18 protein-coding genes are annotated in these 19,160 nt (G+C 70.1%); 4 read left to right on the forward strand and 14 right to left on the reverse strand.

The annotated features are described in order from the left end of the window. Positions 1-82: 82 nt before the first annotated feature. The 4 genes from ABD793_RS11185 to ABD793_RS11200 all read right to left on the reverse strand — a co-directional run bounded on the left by ABD793_RS11185 (position 83) and on the right by ABD793_RS11200 (position 4,295). Positions 83-532, reverse strand: a complete 450-nt coding sequence (locus tag ABD793_RS11185) for a hypothetical protein (protein ID WP_344858437.1) — start codon at positions 530-532, stop codon at positions 83-85. Between the two features lie 288 nt (positions 533-820). Beyond that, complete coding sequence (locus tag ABD793_RS11190) at positions 821-2,266, reverse strand: aldehyde dehydrogenase family protein (protein ID WP_344858439.1); 1,446 nt, start codon at positions 2,264-2,266, stop codon at positions 821-823. Positions 2,267-2,309: 43 nt separating this feature from the next. Continuing rightward, positions 2,310-3,344 carry a zinc-binding dehydrogenase gene (locus ABD793_RS11195; protein WP_344858442.1) on the reverse strand — a complete coding sequence of 345 codons (1,035 nt, stop codon included), beginning with the start codon at positions 3,342-3,344 and terminating at the stop codon, positions 2,310-2,312. A gap of 396 nt (positions 3,345-3,740) precedes the next feature. Next, positions 3,741-4,295, reverse strand: a complete 555-nt coding sequence (locus ABD793_RS11200; protein WP_344858445.1) for a DinB family protein — start codon at positions 4,293-4,295, stop codon at positions 3,741-3,743. 145 nt (positions 4,296-4,440) lie between these two features. On the opposite strand from ABD793_RS11200, the gene guaA reads away from it, so the two are divergent. Further along, a complete protein-coding gene (gene guaA / locus ABD793_RS11205; RefSeq protein WP_344858447.1) occupies positions 4,441-5,997 on the forward strand; it encodes a glutamine-hydrolyzing GMP synthase in 1,557 nt (518 codons plus the stop codon). A gap of 48 nt (positions 5,998-6,045) precedes the next feature. Here guaA and ABD793_RS11210 read toward each other — a convergent pair whose 3' ends face one another. From ABD793_RS11210 to ABD793_RS11235, 6 genes are all read right to left on the reverse strand, one after another. After that, positions 6,046-6,276: a hypothetical protein gene (locus ABD793_RS11210; RefSeq protein WP_344858450.1), complete on the reverse strand. Its 231-nt coding sequence runs from the start codon at positions 6,274-6,276 to the stop codon at positions 6,046-6,048. Further along, positions 6,269-7,561, reverse strand: a complete 1,293-nt coding sequence (locus ABD793_RS11215; protein WP_344858452.1) for a PspC domain-containing protein — start codon at positions 7,559-7,561, stop codon at positions 6,269-6,271. The genes ABD793_RS11210 and ABD793_RS11215 overlap by 8 nt, the downstream gene beginning before the upstream one ends. A 180-nt stretch (positions 7,562-7,741) precedes the next feature. Further along, complete coding sequence (locus ABD793_RS11220) at positions 7,742-8,041, reverse strand: hypothetical protein (RefSeq protein ID WP_344858455.1); 300 nt, start codon at positions 8,039-8,041, stop codon at positions 7,742-7,744. A gap of 280 nt (positions 8,042-8,321) precedes the next feature. After that, positions 8,322-8,882, reverse strand: a complete 561-nt coding sequence (locus ABD793_RS11225) for a DUF3558 family protein (protein ID WP_344858457.1) — start codon at positions 8,880-8,882, stop codon at positions 8,322-8,324. Continuing rightward, the gene (locus ABD793_RS11230; RefSeq protein ID WP_344858460.1) at positions 8,879-9,373 is read right to left on the reverse strand and encodes a hypothetical protein; all 495 of its coding nucleotides are present in this window, start codon (positions 9,371-9,373) and stop codon (positions 8,879-8,881) included. The genes ABD793_RS11225 and ABD793_RS11230 overlap by 4 nt, the downstream gene beginning before the upstream one ends. Positions 9,374-9,471: 98 nt before the next feature. Beyond that, positions 9,472-10,926: a hypothetical protein gene (locus ABD793_RS11235; RefSeq protein ID WP_344858462.1), complete on the reverse strand. Its 1,455-nt coding sequence runs from the start codon at positions 10,924-10,926 to the stop codon at positions 9,472-9,474. 193 nt (positions 10,927-11,119) lie between these two features. Here ABD793_RS11235 and ABD793_RS11240 point away from each other — a divergent pair, with 193 nt between their 5' ends. Together ABD793_RS11240 and ABD793_RS11245 are read left to right on the forward strand one after the other, a co-directional pair. Then, positions 11,120-12,478, forward strand: coding sequence for a PspC domain-containing protein (locus tag ABD793_RS11240; RefSeq protein ID WP_425548684.1), 1,359 nt, complete (start codon positions 11,120-11,122; stop codon positions 12,476-12,478). A 40-nt stretch (positions 12,479-12,518) separates the two neighbouring features. Next, entirely contained in the window at positions 12,519-13,187 is a 669-nt protein-coding gene (locus tag ABD793_RS11245) for a response regulator (RefSeq protein ID WP_344858465.1), read from the forward strand. Positions 13,188-13,191: 4 nt separating this feature from the next. Here the strand turns inward: ABD793_RS11245 and ABD793_RS11250 are convergent, their stop codons facing one another. Then, positions 13,192-14,109, reverse strand: coding sequence for a DMT family transporter (locus ABD793_RS11250; RefSeq protein WP_344858468.1), 918 nt, complete (start codon positions 14,107-14,109; stop codon positions 13,192-13,194). A gap of 105 nt (positions 14,110-14,214) precedes the next feature. Here ABD793_RS11250 and ABD793_RS11255 point away from each other — a divergent pair, with 105 nt between their 5' ends. Then, positions 14,215-15,117 (forward strand): LysR family transcriptional regulator, encoded by a 903-nt coding sequence (locus ABD793_RS11255; RefSeq protein ID WP_344858470.1) that lies wholly within the window; start codon positions 14,215-14,217, stop codon positions 15,115-15,117. Between the two features lie 7 nt (positions 15,118-15,124). Here the strand turns inward: ABD793_RS11255 and ABD793_RS11260 are convergent, their stop codons facing one another. The 3 genes from ABD793_RS11260 to ABD793_RS11270 all read right to left on the reverse strand — a co-directional run bounded on the left by ABD793_RS11260 (position 15,125) and on the right by ABD793_RS11270 (position 19,027). Continuing rightward, on the reverse strand, positions 15,125-16,336 hold the full coding sequence (locus tag ABD793_RS11260; protein ID WP_344858472.1) for a serine/threonine-protein kinase: 1,212 nt from the start codon (positions 16,334-16,336) through the stop codon (positions 15,125-15,127). A 13-nt stretch (positions 16,337-16,349) separates the two neighbouring features. Further along, entirely contained in the window at positions 16,350-17,978 is a 1,629-nt protein-coding gene (locus ABD793_RS11265) for a serine/threonine-protein kinase (protein WP_344858475.1), read from the reverse strand. A 188-nt stretch (positions 17,979-18,166) separates the two neighbouring features. Continuing rightward, positions 18,167-19,027, reverse strand: a complete 861-nt coding sequence (locus ABD793_RS11270) for a hypothetical protein (protein ID WP_344858477.1) — start codon at positions 19,025-19,027, stop codon at positions 18,167-18,169. Positions 19,028-19,160: the final 133 nt, after the last annotated feature.

Raw genomic sequence — 19,160 nt, forward strand, 5'->3', positions numbered from 1 at the left:
CCCCGACAGGCCCGACTGGCACAACTACCACCGCCCCCGCACCCAGCCAGCGGCAGCACCAACCTGCACCGAGCAGCACACCCTAGGTGTGGTGCTTCCGTAGGTCGTTGCCGTCTTGGGTCTTCTGTAGCAGCCTTTCGTACGGGGTGTGGCCGCCCAGCTCGCCGTCAGGGCGGTGGAAGTTGTGGTAGTCCTCCCGTTCCTTGAGTTTGTCGTTGAACGTGCCGATGTTGCCGAGGACGATGCCGTCGAGCAGGCGGTGGAACTCATCGGCGTCGATGTGGTGGGAGCGCTCGACCTTGCCGTTGAGTCGCGGGGTCGGATGTAGACACGCCCGATGCCCTGGTCGAGTAGGTGCCGGTGGAACGCCGACTGGAATTCGGCCCCGTTGTCGGCCTGGATCTTCTCGGCCTGGAACGGCAGCCGGGACAGCACGTAGTCCAGGAACGTCGGTCGCGGTGTACTGGTAGAAACGCTTCTTCCCGCCGGTGTCGGTGGTGATCGGCTCGACGAACGTGACGTCGATCTGCAACTGGTGGCCGGGACGCTGCTTCTCGTAGCGCTTGGCGCTGGTGGCGCTGAGAGGCAGGGAGCCGGTTCATGCCCCAGCGTTTGAGGATGCGGTAGATCCTCGAGTGGCCGATCTCGACGTCGTGGTAGCGACGCAGATACATCTCGATCTTCAGCGGGCCGAAGTGGTAGAACGACCAGCCGCCGGTTTGCACGCCTGACCAGGTCCTTCTCACTCCACACTCGCTCAGTCACAGGTCTCCCCAGAACAGGAACCCAAGACTGTCAGCAACCTCCGGCAGGTTTATACCTAGAGCTCCACTCCGGTGAACACGGTCACGCGTTCCTCCGTGAGGTCGTGCATTGCGGACAGCACGCCTTCGCGGCCGATGCCCGAGCCCTTCACGCCGCCGTAGGGCATTTGGTCCGCGCGGTACGACGGTACGTCGCCGATGATCACGCCACCCACCTCCAGTTCCGCGGAGGCGTGGAAGGCCAGTGCCACGTCGCTGGTGAAGACGCCTGCCTGCAGGCCGTAGGCTGATTCGTTCACTGCGGCGAGTGCTTCGTCCACACCGTCCACAACGGACACGGCGAGGACCGGGCCGAAGATCTCCTCGGCCCACGCCTTCGCGTCGGCGGGAACGTCGGCCAGCACCGTCGGCGCGACTGCGGTGCCCGCACGCGTGCCCCCGGTCAACACGCGGGCGCCACCGGCCACGGCCTCTTCGACCCAGCTGATGATCCGCTCGGCGGCTGCCTCGTCGACGACCGGGCCGACGTCGGTGTTGCGGTCGTAGGGGTCGCCGGTCTGCTGCGACTGCACCGCTTCCACGAGCGCGGGCACGAACTCGTCCGCGATCGCCGCGTCCACGATCACCCGCTGCACCGCGATGCACGACTGCCCTGCCTGGTAGTTGCCGAACGTCGCGATGCGGTGCGCGGCGCCTTCCGGATCCGGCCAGTCACGCAGCACCACGGCCGCCGCGTTGCCACCCAGCTCCAGCACCACGTGCTTGCGTGGCACGGCGTCCGCGATCGACCAGCCGACCGGGCCGGAACCGGTGAACGACACCACCGGCAGCCGCGGGTCGCTCACGAGCGCCTGCGTTTCCTCGTTGCCGAGCGGCAGTACGGAGAACGCGCCGTCCGGCAGGTCCGTCTCGGCCAGCAGCTCGCCGAGCATCAGCGCGGACAACGGTGTGCGCGGCGCGGGTTTCACGATGATCGGCGCACCGACCGCGAGCGAGGGGGCGACCTTGTGCGCCACCAGGTTCAGCGGGAAGTTGAACGGCGCGATGGCGAGCACCGGCCCACGCGGCACCCGCCGGGTGAGCGCGAGCCGGGCGTCGCCGGACGGGTCCGCGTCGAGCCGCTGCACGTCGCCGCTGAACCGGCGGGCCTCCTCCGCCGCGATCCGGAACACCGACACCGCCCGGCTCACCTCGGCCTCGGCCCACTTCAGCGGTTTGCCGTTCTCGGCGGTGATCACCTCGGCGAATTCCTCCGCGCGAGCCGCCAGGCCGCGGGACACGTGCTCCAGCGCCGCGGCCCGCAGGTGCGCGGGGCTGCGCCGGAGCTCGTTGGCGACGGCGGCGGCCGCGGCCACCGCCCGTTCCACCTGCTCCGGGCCGGGCACCGCGACGGTGGCCACTTCGCTGTCGTCGAGCGGATGGTGCACCACCAACGTGCTCGCGCCCTGTTCAGCCTGTCCGGCAACCCATGCGGCCCGCGGCTGGGGGGTGATCGTGTCCATGTGCACCAAGGTATTCGGCCGCGCCGGCCGGGGCACGTCGGCCTCAGAACGCCACGAGCACCTTGAGCGCCTCGCGATCGGCCATCGCGCGGTAGCCCGCCGGTACGTCCTCCACGCCGATCGTCCGGTCGAACACGCGACCCGGCTGGTAGCGGCCCTCCAGCACATCCGGCAGCAGCTCCGGGATGTAGTGCCGGGCGGGCGCGACGCCGCCGGTGATGGTGATGTTGTTGACGAACACCGGCCGTCCGATCGGGCCCTCCGGGTACTGCGGCACGCCCACCCGGCTCAGCGCACCACCGGCCCGCACCACGCCAAGCCCCATCTCGAACGCAGGCAGCGTGCCCACGCATTCGAGCACGGTGTGCGTGCCCCGGCCGGAAGTCAGCGCACGGACCTGCTCGATGCCTTCGTCGCCCCGCTCGGCCACCACGTTCGTGGCGCCGAACTCCCGGCCGAGGTCGGTACGCACCTGGTGGCGTCCCATCAGGACGATCTGCTCGGCACCGAGACGCTTCGCGGCCAGCACGGCGGACAGGCCCACCGCGCCGTCGCCGATCACGGTCACCGACCTGCCCGCGCGGACGCCGGCGGTGACCGCGGCGTGGTGACCGGTGGCGAACACGTCGGAAAGGGTCAGCATCGAGGCCAGCAGATCGGCGTCCTCGGTGTGCGGCAGCTTCACCAGGGTGCCGTCGGCCTGCGGAACGCGGACCGCCTCGCCCTGTCCGCCGTCCACGCCGCGCTGACCCCAGTTGCCGCCGTGCAGGCACGAGGTCTGCAGCCCCTCCTGGCAGAACTCGCAGGTGCCGTCGGAGTAGACGAACGGCGCGACGACCAGGTCACCCTTGCGTACGCTGGTCACGTCCGCGCCGGTTTCCTCGACGACGCCGAGGAATTCGTGCCCGATCGGCCTGCCCCGCTCCTGTGCGGGCATCCCGCCGTAGGGCCACAGGTCACTGCCGCAGATACACGCACGGACGACCCGGAGCACGGCGTCGGTCGGCTCGACCAGCTTCGGGTCGGGCACGGTCTCCACTCGCACGTCGCCGGCGCCGTAGATGAGTGTCGCTCGCATGAAGGTCCTTTCTGGTTGCTGCCCCCACCTGGGTGGACCCATCGCCGCCGGGATTCATTCCCCCGGACGCATCATTCACCGAGGAGATGACATTTGTACGGGGTACCCGACGGGCCCTCGACCTATCGTCGGACGATGCCCGATCGGCCGCCGGAACGCCGGCACCGTGGCGTTCTTCACCGGTATCGGCACCCGTCGGCGCAGGCAACTCGATGTGCGTGGCGGGCCTGCCCGGCGCGCTCGCCGTGGTCGGGTTGCGGGCACCTGCCCGGCACGGTGTCGAGCTTCACCAGCGACTGCTTGTCCCTGCGCTGCTGGTGGCGCCACTGGGGGTGCTCGACACCGTGCTCCACGACAACCACGGCATGCCTGCCTTGCCGGGCATGGCGCTGGGATTCATGCTCGGCGGCTTCGGTACAGGTCGCGCAGCAGCAGAATTTCGGCCGAGTGATGGATCGCTTCGCGGTTGATGTGCAGGATCAGCTTGGCGAGCGGGGCTTCGGCGTACGGTCCCTCGGCCGGCCCGCACGGCCGGGCGAGTCCTTCGGCGTCGAGCGCCCGCACCCCGGCGATCCAGTCCGCGTACGCGTCGTCGAGTTGCCGGAGTGCCTCGGCAGCGGTGCCGGCGTACGGGTAGGTGCCGTAGGACATCGGCGGGCCGCCGAAGTGTGAAGCGGCCCGCATGCCCAGCACGCCCACGATGACGTGCCCCAGCCGCCACGCGATCGTGGTCACCGGGGGAGGCGTCGGCTCCGGGAAGGCGAAGTCGATGGTGAAATCCCCGGTGCCCGCACCTTCCGGATTCTCCGCACGCGGGCGCACGGTCCAGCAGTCCGGGGCCGGTTGCCAGAAGTATTCGTCGTCGGTCAGCCCGTCCAGCCGGCCACGCACGTGGTGCTGCCAGTGCCAGTCGAGCTGGTCGTGCACTTCGGTGGTCCAATCGACAGTCATGGCGCAACGGTAGGACCGATCGCGGTCAGCCACGGTCCTCGTTCCGGGCCCAGCGCCGATGTGCCGCGGCCCACCTGGGACGATGTGGTGGCCGGCCACCAAAGTGGCACAGCGGCAAACGCGCTCATTCGCCTGGAGGTCGTAGGTGGCCAATCCCACCGGTCCGGTACTCGTCATGGACTTCGGGGCGCAGTACGCGCAGCTGATCGCCCGGCGCGTACGGGAGGCTCAGGTCTACTCCGAGGTCGTGCCGTCCACGTCGACCGCCGACGAGCTGCTGGCCAAGAACCCGGCGGCGATCATCCTGTCCGGCGGCCCGTCCAGTGTGTACGCCGAGGGTGCGCCGGGGATGGACCCGAAGCTGGTCGAGGCGGGGGTGCCGATCTTCGGCATCTGCTACGGCCACCAGCTGCTCGCGAAGGCACTCGGCGGGGTCGTCGAGCCCACCGGGGTGCGTGAGTTTGGCCGCACCGACGTGCGCACGGTCGGCGAGGGCGGCGTATTGCACGCCGGGCTGCCCGGTCGTCAGACCGCGTGGATGAGCCACAACGACAGCGTCACCGAGGCTCCGGCGGGTGCCGTTGTCACGGCCTCCTCCGACGGTGCCGTGGTGGCCGGTTTCGAGGACGTCGAACGGTGTTTCGCCGGCGTGCAGTACCACCCGGAAGTGGCCCATTCGCCGCACGGGCAGGAAGTCCTGCGCCGGTTCCTGTACGACATCGCCGGTATCCGTCCACAGTGGACCACCTCGTCCATCGTGGACGAGCAGGTCGGCCGGATCGCCGCGCAGATCGGCGAGGGCAGGGCGATCTGCGGGCTGTCCGGCGGGGTCGACTCGGCGGTCGCCGCGGCACTCGTGCAGCGGGCCATCGGGGACAGGCTGACCTGCGTGTTCGTCGACCACGGGCTGCTGCGCGCCGGTGAGCGAACGCAGGTGGAGCGCGATTTCGTGAGCGCCACCGGGGTCAACCTGGTGACCGTGGACGCGCGGGAGCGGTTCCTGGACGCGCTCGCCGGGGTCAGCGATCCGGAGCAGAAGCGCAAGATCATCGGCCGGGAGTTCATCCGGGTGTTCGAACAGGCCGAGCGGGACCTCAAGGCGCAGGGCGATTACGCGTTCCTCGTGCAGGGCACGCTCTACCCGGACGTCGTGGAGTCCGGTGGCGGCGAGGGCACCGCGAACATCAAGAGCCACCACAACGTCGGCGGGCTGCCCGACGATCTGCAGTTCGACCTCGTCGAACCGCTGCGGCTGCTGTTCAAGGACGAGGTCCGCCGGGTCGGGCTCGAGCTGGGACTGCCGGCCACGATCGTGGGGCGCCAGCCGTTCCCCGGTCCCGGCCTCGGCATCCGGATCATCGGCGAGGTGACCGCGGACCGGCTGGAGACGCTGCGTGCGGCCGACGCGATCGCCCGCGAGGAGCTCACCGCGGCCGGGCTGGACCAGGAGATCTGGCAGTGCCCGGTGGTGCTGCTTGCCGACGTCCGCAGCGTCGGCGTGCAGGGCGACGGCCGGACCTACGGCCATCCGATCGTGCTGCGTCCGGTGTCGTCGGAGGACGCCATGACCGCGGACTGGACACGGCTGCCGTACGAGGTGCTGGAACGGATCTCGACCCGGATCACCAACGAGGTGGCCGAGGTCAACCGCGTGGTGCTGGACGTGACGAGCAAACCGCCGGGCACCATCGAGTGGGAATGACGTCGAACGGGGCAAGGACCGGCGCGGTCCTTGCCCCGGTTCGCATGCTCAGCGCCGTCGGCGGCCGAACGAGGCGGCGACCATCAGCACCCCGATGAAGACCGCGCCGCCCGCGACGATCCAGCGGAAGTCGAAGGACGGCAGCCAGCTGGCCCCGTCGGAGAGCACGTAGGCGGAGACCAGCAGCGTCGCGATCCCGATGATCAGGGTGAACGGGTCGACCCCGCGGCGGCGGGCCGGCGCCTTCGGCTCGTCGTAGGAGTACGGGTTCTCAGCCACGGCGCACCTCCACAGTGCCCACGCCGTTGGTGACGTGGAGAGTGATCTGCTGTCCGCCGGGCCCGTCGTTGCCGAGGTCGGTACCGGTGACCGGGGCCTGGCCGACCCCGTCGGACGAACGGCCGAAGCAGGTGACGTCACCTGCGCTGGTCTCACAGTTGTAGGTCACGTCGGCGGTCTCCGGCACGAGGACCGTGCTTTCGCCCGCGCCGTTGCTGACCGTGGTGGTGATCGGGCCGGACAGCGGAAGCTGGGTCAGGTCGAGATCGAGCTGGCCGGCCGCGTGCCGGTACTCCGGCTGCAGTTCGGCCACCGAACGCGGGGTGGCGTCGAGGTCGCCGACGCCGCCACGCAGGTCGAGGTCGCCGAAGGTGCTGGTGGTCAGCAGCAGGCCGACGATCGACAGCGGCACCGCCAGCCCGGCCAGCCCCCGCGAACCACGGACGAACGCACCGGCCACCATGCCCACCCCCAGCACCCCGAGCACCAGCCCGATGATGTGCTGCAGCGAGAACCAGGCGACCCCGTTGAGGTTCAGCGCAACCCCGGCGCCGGCCACGAGCACCGCCACGCCGAACGTGGCCGAGCCGATCTTCGAATTCTGCCGCCGTTCGTACGACGGCGTCCCCGCGGCAGGCGGTGGAGCCGGCGGAACCGGCGCGGCCGGATCGGGCAGATCCCATGCGGCCGGGTCCGCGGCCAGCGGGTCCCAGCCGGATGCGGCAGTCCCGGCGGCAGAGGTGTCGGCGTTGCTGCTCATCGTGAAAGCTCCGGTTCCGGGCGCGGCCGGGGTCCCCGCGAACGCGGTGACCGGGGCCGGGCGGTTGTCCTGCCCGCGGCCGCGGTGCAGGAGGTAGAGGCCTGCGGAGAGCAGTACGAACCCGATCAGGCCGCCGCCGTCGAACCAGCCGCCGCCGAACGTCCAGCCGGTCACCGGGAGCACCAGCACCGACAGCGCCACCGCGAACGCCTTGGGCATGCTCGAACGCCCCCGGCCGAGCATCGCCTCGAAGCCGGAGACCTCGTCCTCCTCGCTCGGGAACAACAGCCACCCGAGCAGGTAGAACACCAGTCCGGCGCCCCCGAACACAGTCGCGGCGACCAGCACCACCCTGATCACCACGGGATCGATCCGGTACCGGTTGCCCAGCCCCGCCGCGACCCCGGCGACTTTCCGCCCCGCCAACACCCGCCGAGGCCGGCTGACCCAGAAGTCCTTGACCGTCTCCTCGAACCCGTTCAGCGGATTCCCCCGGGAGGCCCGCGTCTCGTCCGCACCACTCATACCGAAGAGCATGCGGGACCACCGCCCCGAGCACATCGGGGAAGGCCCCTGAGTTTCCCCGGAGACGGCGGCGGGGTGGGGCTCGCCTCCTGGAACGGTCTGCCGGCGGCCACCCGGCCCGCCGAGGTGCATGGGGCACGTGTTGCGCTTACCGCACGTGCGAGCAGGAGTTCGGCCGAGTCAGTTTCCGGGAAGCTCAGGTTCCAGTGAGATGGCGACTTCCTCGGCTTTCTTGCAGGCGGCTTCGGTGTCGGTGCCGACGATGACGAGCACCAAGGCGCGCGCCGTGGCGTCGACGCCCATGCCGACCTGGCATCCTCCGGGTACGCCGAGAAGGTCGCGTTGTTCGATGGACGGTCGGCCGTTGATGTCGCCGCTGCGTGCGGTTTTGGGGTTCGCGATGTTGTCTGTGTACTTTTGGTTCTTCTGCAGCGACAAGGTCACGCTGGTCTGGGGAGCGGTGCTGCTGTTGTCGATCACCGTTTGGTGCCGCAGCTTTGTCGGGCGTCGGCGACCGTCGGCTTGGCCGGTGGAAACCCCTGTCCGGCGAGGAGCTGGTCGAGCACGGTGCACTGGTTCAATGCAGCGAAGGGGTTTCCGGAGCTGGTTGGCGCATTGCTCGGCGTGGTAGCGCTGGTGCTTTCCGGTGTCCCGTCGACGGGGCTGCTGCAGCTGGAGATCGCTGCCGCCAGAAGTGCGCCGCCGAGTACTCCGGCAGCGAGCTTGGTCGGTGTCACTGGCTGTCCGGTTTCTTGCTTGCCTAGTTCTTCGGCAGCTTGGGTTCCAGAGAACTGGCGACCTCTTCGGTCGTCTTGCACGCGGCGTCGCTGTCGGTTCCGGTGGAAACGATGACCAGAGCGCGTGCGTTCGAACCCACGGCCATTCCGATCTGGCATCCGCCGGGTACGCCCAGTGGGTCGCGCTGTTCGATGAATGGCCGGCCGGTGATTTTTCCGCTGCGTGCCTGTTGTGGATTCGCGATATCGTCGGTGTACTTTTGGCCGTCCTGCAAGGAAATGACCACGTCCAGCCCGAGGCGGGTTCCGCCATCCGAAAAGGACTTGTCTGCCCGGCAACTCCGTTTGGGGTCTGCGACCGTCGGGTGCGCGGCGGAGTAGCCCTGTCCGGCAAGAATCTGGTCCAGCAGCGTGCATTGGTTCAAGGACCCGAATGGATTGCTCGAACTGGGGGATGCATTGCTTGACGCGGTTGCGTTCGGCTCCGGTGCCGGTGCGCCGCTGACAGAGCTGCTGCACCCGGCCACGGCCGCTGCGGCGAGCATGATCCCCGGCAATGCGGTGGTGAACTTCAATTTCGTCACTGGCTGTCCAGCTTTTTGTTCAGTTCGGTGAACGATACCGTGTTTTCGGATTCGCTCTCTCGATAGTTTTTCCGTGCGATGACCATGGCCTCACGGGCTGCCTGTACGGCGTCGAGCATCAGCTTGAGGTTGGGCAGCATGGCTTCCGGGTTGGTGTCCGCCACCGTGGTGTTGAACTCCGCCACCGCGCGCGCGTACTCCGAACTGCCCATATTGGCCTTTTGTGTCAGCAGCTGAAGGTCTGAACTCATTTCTCGGTAGCCGTCGATGAAGAAGTCGCAGGCCTTGGTGTAAGCCTGGAATCCCTCGTCGTTGATGGCGAATGCGCCGTTCTGCGCCAAGTTCTTCAGGGTGTTGCCGGCATTGCGCATTTTCTCGGCGGCTTCGTGGCTGCCCGGTCCCTCGGTGAGGCCGGCGAGCAGGTCGTTTCCCGCGTCGGCGGCGGAGTCGTGGGGGACCGAGTTGGGCGAATCCCATTCGATGCCTGTCATCGCTTGCTCCTGGGTACGGATTCGGTGCTCGAGGTTGGGGACGTCCGGGGTCGGCGGCGGGAACGAGGGTGCCGGGCCTGCGCTGCCCCGTCGGTGGTTCAGCCGCCGATGACAGGTGGGGTGATCTGCTCCCCGTCGGGGCCGCGTTCCTGGCGGATTTCGAAGGACTCGTCGGGGTCGACCTGGGTGGGGATTTTGTTCTTGTGTTCCTCGTCGTCTTCTTTTTTCTTGCCTCGGCCGGCGGCGCCGGCGGTGGTGTCCGGTTTGCCGCTCTTGGCTGCCTCGGCGGCGGACTTGGCGCCGCGTTCGAGGTTGGTGGCCTTGCCGGACCCAGTCCCAGTCCCAGTCCCAGCCCCAGTCCCTTTGCCGTCCACCGGGGCTCCAGTGGCGCCCCGGCCGCCGCTGCCGTTGAGGCGGTTGCCTGCGTAGCCGCTGCCGGAGCGGCCGCTGCCGATCGCGGGGCGGTTGCGCGGGGTGTCTCCGCCGGAGTTGCCGACGTTGCCTCCACCGAGGCCGAGTGCGTCCGGGGCGAGGCGGCTGTTGATGGCGCCGGGAACGACCGGGCCGCGGACGGCGCCGGTGCCGCCGGGGTTGGCGAACGATCCGGCGCCGGTGTTGATCCCGGGTGCCGGGGGGTAGGCGTTGCCGGAGGACGGGGGCGGCGGGGTGAAGGTGCTGCTGCCACTGCCCGGCGCACCCGGCTGCGCCACCGGGGAGAAGCTGCCGCCACCGGGGTGAAAGCCACCGGATGATCCGCCGGGCGCGGTGACCGGTGCCGCACTGCTCGCTTGCGTGCTGTCGCTCTGGCTGTGCATCTGCGGCGGCGCGGTGTAAGTCGGCTGGGTGGCCGACGTCTCGTGATAGGTGTTGTCGAGCCCGTGCATTACCTGCACCGCCTGCTGATGGGCGGCGTCGGCCTGCTGCTGCTTCTGGTTGATCCCGTTCATCGTGACCGCGGCCTGCACCGGGTCTCCGCCCGCCAGTTGCTGGGTGGCCTTGCCCATCTCGGCTTTCTGGTCGAAACCGGTGGGCTCGGGCATGTTCTTCTGCGCGTAGTCCGCGGCCGCGGACTGCTGGGAGTAGCGGTTGGACACCAGCTGCATCGCGTTGCCGGTCTGCTCGGTGTGCTCGGCAGTGCTCCGGAAGAACGAGTGCGCCTGCTCTGCCGCGGTGCCCTGCCATTCGGCGCCTGCGGTGCCGGCCGCGTCGCGGAACTGGTTGGACACGTCGGCGAGCCAGTTACCGTACGTGTTCGTCACGACGCTGCGCTCGTTGATGCCGTCGAAGTTCAGCCCGTCGTGGACCATCTTGTGCATGTCCTCGTGGCTGAACGAGGCGTAGTTCGTGTCCGGCGCCGGTGCGTCCCCCCGCGTCTGCTGTCCCTGCAGCAGCTGCTGACCCTGCTGAACCGAGTACTGGGAGGCCTCGCGCTGGGTGGCGTTGCGGGCATCGGGAGTGTCGACGCCGAGAGCGAAGGCCTCGTTCACCTGCTGAGTGCGGGCGTAGTGGTCGCCAGCCGACTCGACGTGCTGCGCCCGGTGTTCCTCGCTCATGGTCGGCCTCCCCGCCGCTGTCTCGCCTGTGCCATGCACACACCGTGATCAGATGATCGCGCCTCACGTATCGTACCGACTGCCGGCGACCGGCAGCGGGCCTTCGCCGATTCTCCCCGCTGACGACCGCTCCGGGTCGATGATCAGGGGCTTCCCCGATGTCCGGGGTGCGTGCGCGTGTGACCATGGATCCGTGCAGGACTTTCTCGACATCGACGCTCCGGGACGGGGTGCAGAGGCTTCCGGGGAACCCCCGCGGTCCGCGCCGCTCACCCAGGTGGAACCGGCCGCGGTCGAGGTCGGGCAGCAGGCGCGGATGTACCGGCAGCGGTCCGGACGGGCGGTGGCCGGGGTTGCGAGCGGGCTGGCCGAGCACCTCGGCGTCTCGGTGGTCTGGGTGCGGGCCGCGTTCGCCCTGCTCGCCGCGCTCAACGGGGCCGGGCTGCTGGCCTACGGGCTGCTCTGGGTCTTCGTGCCGCAGCGAGCCGACGAAGCCGAGACGAAGCCGCGGGCCAAGGATCGCCAGCAGGCGTACGGCCTGATCGCACTCGGTATCGGGCTCGCCATCGCCAGCGGCACGCTCACCGGCGCGATCCAGGGCTGGGTGGCGATCCCGCTGGTGATCATGGCGATCGGTGCGGCCGTGGTCTGGCGGGAGGCCGACGAGGCGCAGCGCAGGCGCTGGCGGCTCGGCGCCCGGGACGGTGTGGCCGGGGCGCTGGTCGGCGACGGCGGTCGTGCTTCGGCGATCATCCGCATTCTCGCCGGTGGCGCGCTCGTGGCCACCGGCATCGGGGTCGTGGTGTTCCAGAGCGGCAGCTTCGACCAGGTGAAGTTCGCCTTGCTCGCGGTGCTCGCCACGCTGTTCGGCGTCGCCGTGCTCACCGTGCCGTTCTGGCTGCGGCTGGTTCGCGACCTCGGCGACGAACGCCGGGCGCGCATCCGCACCGACGAACGCGCCGATATCGCTGCTCACCTGCACGACTCGGTGCTGCAGACGCTCGCGCTCATCCAGCGGCAAGCCGATCAGCCGCACGAGGTCGCCCGGCTGGCCCGTGGACAGGAACGCGAGCTGCGCGGCTGGCTCTACGGTCCCGGCGGCTACGGCAAACCGAGTGAGAAGCGGTCCAAGGAAGAAGAAGAGGGTGCGCGGCAGCTGTCCGATGCGCTCGCCACCGCCTGTGGCGAGGTCGAGGACCAGTTCGCGATCTCGGTCGGCCAGGTCGTGGTCGGCGACGTCGAACTGAACGAACCGCTCACCGCACTGGTCCAGGCCGCCCGCGAGGCGATCGTGAACGCGGCCAAGCACGCCGGTGTCGACGAGGTGAGTGTGTTCGCCGAGGTCGAGCCCACGTCGGTGACGGTGTTCGTACGCGACCGCGGAAAGGGTTTCGACCCGGAGGTGGTGCCCACCGATCGGCACGGGCTCGCCGATTCGATCCGCGGCCGGATGGAACGCCACGGCGGCACGTGCAAGCTGCGCACCGCTCCCGGCGAAGGGACCGAGGTCCAGCTCGCCATGCCGGTCAAGGCAGCCAAGGGGGTGGCATGAGCTCGCTATGCTCGGGGCACGCCGATGAGGGAGTGCAGTCGTGACGGAGAGCCAGCGGGAACCGGTCAAGGTCTTCCTCGTGGACGACCACGCGTTGTTCCGTGCCGGGGTGCGCACGGAACTGGACTCGATCACCGACGAGGTGCAGGTGGTCGGCGAGGCGGGTTCGGTCGCCGACGCGGTGGCCGGCATCGCCCGCACCCGTCCGCAGGTGGTGCTGCTGGACGTGCACATGCCCGACGGCGGCGGCGCCGAGGTGCTCCGCCGGGTCCGCCCCGAACTGCCGGACGTGGTGTTCCTCGCGCTGTCGGTGTCCGACGCCGCGGAGGACGTGATCGCGGTGATCCGCGCCGGTGCGCGCGGCTACGTCACCAAGACGATCTCGTCGAAGGAGCTCGTCCGCGCGGTGGTCCGGGTGGCCGACGGCGACGCGGTGTTCTCCCCGCGGCTGGCGGGCTTTGTGCTCGACGCGTTCGCCGACCGGCCCGGTTCCGCGCCGATCAACGATCCCGAGCTCGACCTGCTCACGCCTCGCGAGCGCGATGTCCTGCGCCTGCTGGCGCGCGGCTACGCGTACAAGGAGATCGCGTCGGAGCTGTTCATCTCGGTGAAGACGGTGGAGACGCACGTGTCCAGTGTGCTGCGCAAGACCCAGCTGTCCAACCGCTACGAGCTCTCCCGCTGGGCTTCGGACCGCCGCCTGGTGTGAGCGGTCAGACCCGTTCCCGTACCGCCGCCGGTTCCTCCGGGGCCGCTGCTGGTGTGCGCTGCAGCCGGGTGAGCGCGACCCCGGCCAGGACCACGACCATGCCCGCGATCACCCGGAAGTTCAGCTGCTCGTGCAGGAAGATCGCGCCCAGCGCGACCGATACCACCGGCAGCAGGTACCCGACCACCGAAGTCGCCACCGCGCCTTCGCTCGCCAGCAGCTGGTAGTTGAGCGCGAACGCGATCCCGGTCGACCCGACGCCGAGGATCAGCACTGCGATCGCCGGCAGCGGGCTCAGGTGCACCGGCGTCAACCCGCCGAACGGCATCACCAGTACCAGGAATCCGGTCGCCACCAGCATTTGCCCACCGGACACCGCGTACGGCGAGAGGCCGGTGTCGGACAGATAGCGTCCTTCGTAGACGAACGCGAAGCCGTAGCTGGCCGCGGCGGCGAGGCACGCCAGCGCGCCCCAGCTGAGCAGCCCGGAGGCCTGCCACGGTGCGAAGATCAGCAGGATCCCGGCGAGGCCCGCGACGAGGCCGACCACCCTGGTCACCGTCATCCGGTTGGGCACCCCGAGGAACGGTGCGACCACCAGCACCCACAGCGGGGTGGTGGAGTTCAGTACCCCGGTGATGCCGGAGTCCACAGTGGTCTCACCGATCGCGAAGAGCAGGAACGGCACGGCGTTGTGGAAGAACGCTGCGACGGCAAGGTGCCCCCAGGTGCGCCGGTCCGCAGGCAGCCGGCGACGGCCGAGCAGGCAGAGCGCCAGCAGTACCGCGGCGCCGAGCACCAGCCGCGCGAGCACCAGCTGCACCGGTGAGAACGACCCGAGCCCCAGCTTGATCCAGAAGAAACTCGATCCCCACATCACCGCGAGCGCCGTGATCCGCAGCAACGTCTTGGTCTCGCCCACCGAGGTGCCTCCTTCGTCTCCAAGAGCCAGCTTCGCCGCGTCCAGACGTAAGGACAAGCGAAAATAACTGCAGGGACGATTAAGCACAGCTGTACTATCGAGTGCATGCTCGACGTGCGGCGCATGCAGGTCCTTCGTGCGGTGATCACGAGCGGTTCGATCACCGCCGCGGCGCGGAATCTCGGCTACACCCCATCGGCGATCAGCCAGCAGCTGGCAGTACTCGAACGCGAGGCAGGCACCGCGTTGCTGGAACGCGTGGGCCGCGGCGTCCGGGCGACCGCGGCGGGCACGCTGCTCTCCGGCCACGCGGAAGCGCTCAGCGCGGAACTCGCGCGGGCCGAGATGGCGCTCACCGAACTCAAGGAGGGCCGCGTCGGTAAGCTCGCGATCCGCTACTTCGCCACCGCCGGGGCGGCGATGGTGCCGCACGCAGTCGCTGCCGTCCGCCGGGAACACCCCGGTGTGTGGCTCGATCTGAAGCTGGTCGACCCGGGCGACCCGCTGCCCGAGGTCGAGGAGGGCCGGGCGGACGTGGCGATCGTGGTGTTCCCGCGGTCCGCCGCGCCGGCGAAGGGGATCGAGCTGGTGCACCTGCTCGACGATCCGTACTGCGCGGTGCTGCCGCGTACCCATCGGCTGGCCCGCAAACGCGTGCTCGACCTGGCGGATCTCGCGGACGAGCCGTGGGTCGGCATCGATCCGCTGCCGGGCAGCTGCCGGGCGATCCTGGAGGGCGCGTGCGCGTCCGCCGGGTTCCATCCGAACGTGGTCGTCGAATCGGAGGACTACCAGACGGCACAGGGGTTCATTGCCGCCGGACTCGGCGTCGGGCTCGTCCCGGGGCTCGGCCTCGGCACGCCGCATCCGAGCGTGGTGGTGCGCCGGGTCCGCAATCCGCGGCCGAGCCGCAACATCCACGCCGCGGTGGCTCCGCGGGCAGCGGGCAGCCCGGCGGTGCACACACTGCTCACCGCGATGAAGGAAGCGGCCGCGAAGGTCTCCTGAACCCGCGTCAGACGAACAACAGCTGCGAAACGCCGATCCCGATCAGCACCGCGCAGAGGACGGCCGCGACGGTGAGGATGATCCGCCGCCGGGCCGCGGCCTTCTCCCGGGTGGCCTGCGCCGCGGCGGCTTGCTGCGCGGGCGAAGGCACGAACCGAGCGGTCGGCTGCTGGGGCGTCCGCATCGGCTGCGGTGGCGCGGGAGCCTGCGGGACCTGCTGGACCGGCAGTTGCATGAGCGGTCCGGCCGGCTGCCCGGCCTGCGGGGGCTGCCCGGTCTGCTGGGGTGGTCCGGCTTGCGGAAACGGCCCGGCCTGCTGGGGCGGCCCGGCCTGCTGGGGCGGCCCGGCTTGCGGGGCCTGTCCGGCCTGCAGGGGCTGTCCGGCCTGCGGGGGCCGGCCTGGCCAGGACACCGGCATGGTCGGCATCGCGGGCGCGGTCGGCGGGACGAACGCGGTCTGCTCGCGTCCCTCGGTGATGGCCTTGAGCGCGCGCACCGTGTCGTTCATGGTCGGCCGGATCGTCGGGTCGGCGCGCAGCATCTTGCGCAGTGCCCCGGTCAGCACCCCGGCGTGCTGCGGTGGCCGTTCCGGGGAGTCGCCGTCCTCACCGAACGGCGGCACTCCTTCCACCGCGGTGTACAGCGTCGCGCCGAGCGAGAACACGTCCGCAGCAGGCGAGGGCGGTCCGCCACGAGTGACCTCCGGCGCCCGGTAGGCCGCATGCGGTCCGCCGCCGGTGATGCCGATGTCGGTGAGCTTGACCCCGCCGTCGTCGGCCAGCAGCACGGTGCCCGGTTCCAGCGTGCGGTGCACGATGCCTGCCGCGTGGATGGTCGCCATCGCGTCGCCGAGCAGGATGCCGAGCGACGCGGCCTGCTCCGCGGTGAGCCGTCCGTACTCGGAGAGGAAGATCGACATGCCACGGGACGGGATGTACTCCATCACCAGCCACACGTCCGGGCCTTCGGGCAGCACGTCGTACACCGTGATCGCGCACGGGTGCTCGATCCGGGCCGCGGCCTTGCCCTCCTCCATCGCCATCGCCCGTGCCTGCTCGGCCCGCTCCGGCGGCAGCCCGACCGGCAGGTACATGCGCTTCATGGCGACCGTGCGGAACAGCCGCGTGTCGAACGCGAGCCACACGATGCCTGCGCGCCCGCGGCCGATCGGCTGGTCGAGCCGGTAACGGCCGCCGACGATGGTGCCTTCTGAACTCAACTCTGTTCCTGGGTCATGGATTCGGTGACGAGGTGTCGGGCGGTGAACTCGCCGACGAAGTGGTCTTCGTCGGCTCGTTCGGCTCGCTCGTGTCGGTATTGGAGGTCTTCGTCGACTTCGTGGAGGTGTCCCGCGTTGTGGTCCGCCGGGAGGTGCGGTGAGTCGACGTCGACTCTTCGTCCGAGGTGTCCCGTACCGAAGACGTCGCAGGGGCGCTGCTGGTTGCCTCCGTCGGAGGAAGCGACTCCGAGGTCGGCACGACCGCCGAAGAGGTCGCGGGCGCCGGCGGCTGGGAAGCGTCCGGCGGGTTGTTCGGGGCGAGCAGCCACACGCCCAGCCCGACCAGCGCGACCGCGACGATGCCGCCGATCAGGGCCGGCTTCTTCCAGGCGCCCGGCTTCCGGTCGTCCTCGTCCTCCGGGCCGGTGTGCGTCCGCGGCGGCGGGTCGTAACGGTCGTAGGGGTCGTCGTCGAACCCCTCCGGGACCGGCACCGACCTGGTGGCGGCCAGACCGCCCCTGCTCTGCTCGGCGTAGCGCGTGTCCTGCTGGTACGGGTCCTGGGAGTACTCGTCCTGCGGGTACTGGTAGCCGTCGTAGTCGGTTTCCGGGTAGCCGCTTCCCGCCGGGTAGTCGTCCTCGTAGTACTGCCGGGTCGGTCCCGGTTCCCCGAGCAGCGTGCCGGAGTGCCCCTCCGGCGCCTGGTCGTCGTAGAAGTCACCGGCGGCGGCACCGGCCAGCCCGCCCGCCGCCGCGGCGCCGAGCGTGCCGGAGGACGGCGCGAGCACGGTTTCACCGTCCGGACCGCCGAGCGGGGTCTCCCCGCGGGCGACCGCAGCCAGCAGCTCCTCGCACTCCTCGGCGGTGGGCCGGTGCTGGGTTTCCGGGTGCAGCAGCACGGCGAGCACGCTGGCCAGCGGACCGGACTGCCGCGGCGGGTTGATCTGCCCGGCCGCGACCGCGTGCAGCAGGCTCAGGGTGTTCTCCGACAGGCCGAACGGCGGCTGTCCCTCGCACGCGGCGTACAACGTGGAGCCGAGCGAGAACACGTCCGACTCCGGGCCGGGGTCGGCGCCGATGGCCACTTCGGGCGCCAGGTAGGCGGGGGTGCCCGCGATCATCCCGGTCTTGGTGACCGTGACGTCGTCCTTGGCCCTGGAGATGCCGAAATCGGTGATCTTCACGGTGCCGTTGTCGGCGAGCAGGATGTTGCCCGGCTTGATGTCGCGGTGCACGATCCCGACCGCGTGCGCCTCGCGCAGCGCGGCGGCCACCTGCGCGCCGATCCTGGCGACCTCCAGCGGCGGCAGGGTGCCGCGTTCCTGCAGCATCTGCGCCAGGCTGGTGGACGCGAGGTACTCCATGATCAGGCACGGCTGGCCGTTGTCGTCGGTGACGACGTCGAACACGGTGATCGCGTTCGGGTGGTGCAGGCGTGCCGCGATCCGGCCCTCGCGCATGGTGCGCTGCCGGGCGTCTTCGGCCTCGTGTTCCTCGAGCCCCGGCTGCAGCAGCAGCTGCTTGATCGCGACCGTACGGCCGAGCACGTCGTCGTGTGCCTGCCAGACGGCTCCCATCGCGCCCGCGCCGATCTTGCCGGCGATGCGGTACCGGCCGGCGACCAGACGACCCTCGTCGCTCACGCGACCTCCCTTTGGGGCTCCGACTTCGCGGGGCGGGATCGGACCCGCCGCGGCACCGGAGCGTAGGCACCTGACACGGGCCGCGTGCGCGGTTTACCGAGACCGACCCGTGACAAGGCTAGGCGTTCACTCTGTGCACACGAATCCGGCACACTCCGACTGCCCGCCCGGCGTCCGGTCGTCGCAGGTCAGGCGTACACCGCGGACAGCAGCACGGCCTGGGAGATCACATCCTGCTCGGCGATGTCGAACAGCTGGGTCACGCGGACCAGCGTCCCGTCCGGCTGGTGCACGAGCACCGCGGCGAACACCGAACCGTCGTCCTGGACGTGCAGATCCTGCACGTCGATCGAGTCCGCCTCGCTCCACGCGCGGACCAGCCTGGCGGTCTCACCTGCCGCGGCCTTGGGCGTGAGCAGCGCCAGTGCGTCGTCCGGGCTCCGGTGGATCGACGAGTAGAACTTGCGCACGGCGGAGAGCTTCATCGGGGCGGACGGGGTGGCCACGTCCGCCTGGTCGGCCGACGGCGTGCTGCTCGGCGTCTGCGGAGCACTGGTTTCGGCCACGGAGGTGCCCGGCGTGGTCGCCGAGGTGTCCGTGGCGGTCGTCGACGGGTTGTCCTTCTGCTGTGCGGAGAACGTGCTGTCGGAGTGGTGCTGCCGCGACGCGGGGACGGGCTGACCGCCGAGCGCGGCGGCACCGTTGAACCCGACCGGCACCGTGGTCTCCTCGGCCGACTTGGTGGGCGCGGGGCCGCCGCTGAGCACCGCGGCGGTGACCACTGCACCGGCGACCAGTGCGCCGGCACCCACGAGGCCGACCAGTTTGGCCCGCCGGGCGAAGCTGCCTTCGGGTTCGTCGGCCGGTTCGGCGGCGCGGGCGTCGGCCGCCCGGCGGGATTTCGGCGGCAGGTACTTCTGCGGCTCGCGGAACACCTGCTCGAGGTACTCGCGGTCGGCCTCGTCGACGTCCTCGAGCAGCTCCGGCGGGATGACGTCCTCGACGCGGACCGCGTCGGGCTCCCGCCGGGTGCGCTGCCGTTCAAGCACGGATGTCCTCGCTAGGGGGTCGGGGCGGGACGCGGCCGTTCGGCCCCGCCCGGTTGGCCCGGATGGTCGATTCGTGGTCGGTTCCGGGCCCGTCGTCGCCAGGTAACCCTGCGCCGCCCGGCAGCCGCCAGAT

Source organism: Amycolatopsis ultiminotia, from assembly GCF_039536925.1.
In the GTDB taxonomy this organism is placed as follows: Bacteria; Actinomycetota; Actinomycetes; order Mycobacteriales; family Pseudonocardiaceae; genus Amycolatopsis; species Amycolatopsis ultiminotia.

What these genes read in the sequence shown, in the direction of transcription:
- ABD793_RS11235 (WP_344858462.1), bottom strand. Translation starts at nt 10,926, where the DNA reads ATGAGCGAGGAACACCGGGCGCAGCACGTCGAGTCGGCTGGCGACCAC.
- ABD793_RS11200 (WP_344858445.1), bottom strand. Translation starts at nt 4,295, where the DNA reads ATGACTGTCGATTGGACCACCGAAGTGCACGACCAGCTCGACTGGCAC.
- ABD793_RS11255 (WP_344858470.1), top strand. Translation starts at nt 14,215, where the DNA reads ATGCTCGACGTGCGGCGCATGCAGGTCCTTCGTGCGGTGATCACGAGC.
- ABD793_RS11230 (WP_344858460.1), bottom strand. Translation starts at nt 9,373, where the DNA reads ATGACAGGCATCGAATGGGATTCGCCCAACTCGGTCCCCCACGACTCC.
- ABD793_RS11215 (WP_344858452.1), bottom strand. Translation starts at nt 7,561, where the DNA reads ATGAGTGGTGCGGACGAGACGCGGGCCTCCCGGGGGAATCCGCTGAAC.
- ABD793_RS11190 (WP_344858439.1), bottom strand. Translation starts at nt 2,266, where the DNA reads ATGGACACGATCACCCCCCAGCCGCGGGCCGCATGGGTTGCCGGACAG.
- ABD793_RS11195 (WP_344858442.1), bottom strand. Translation starts at nt 3,344, where the DNA reads ATGCGAGCGACACTCATCTACGGCGCCGGCGACGTGCGAGTGGAGACC.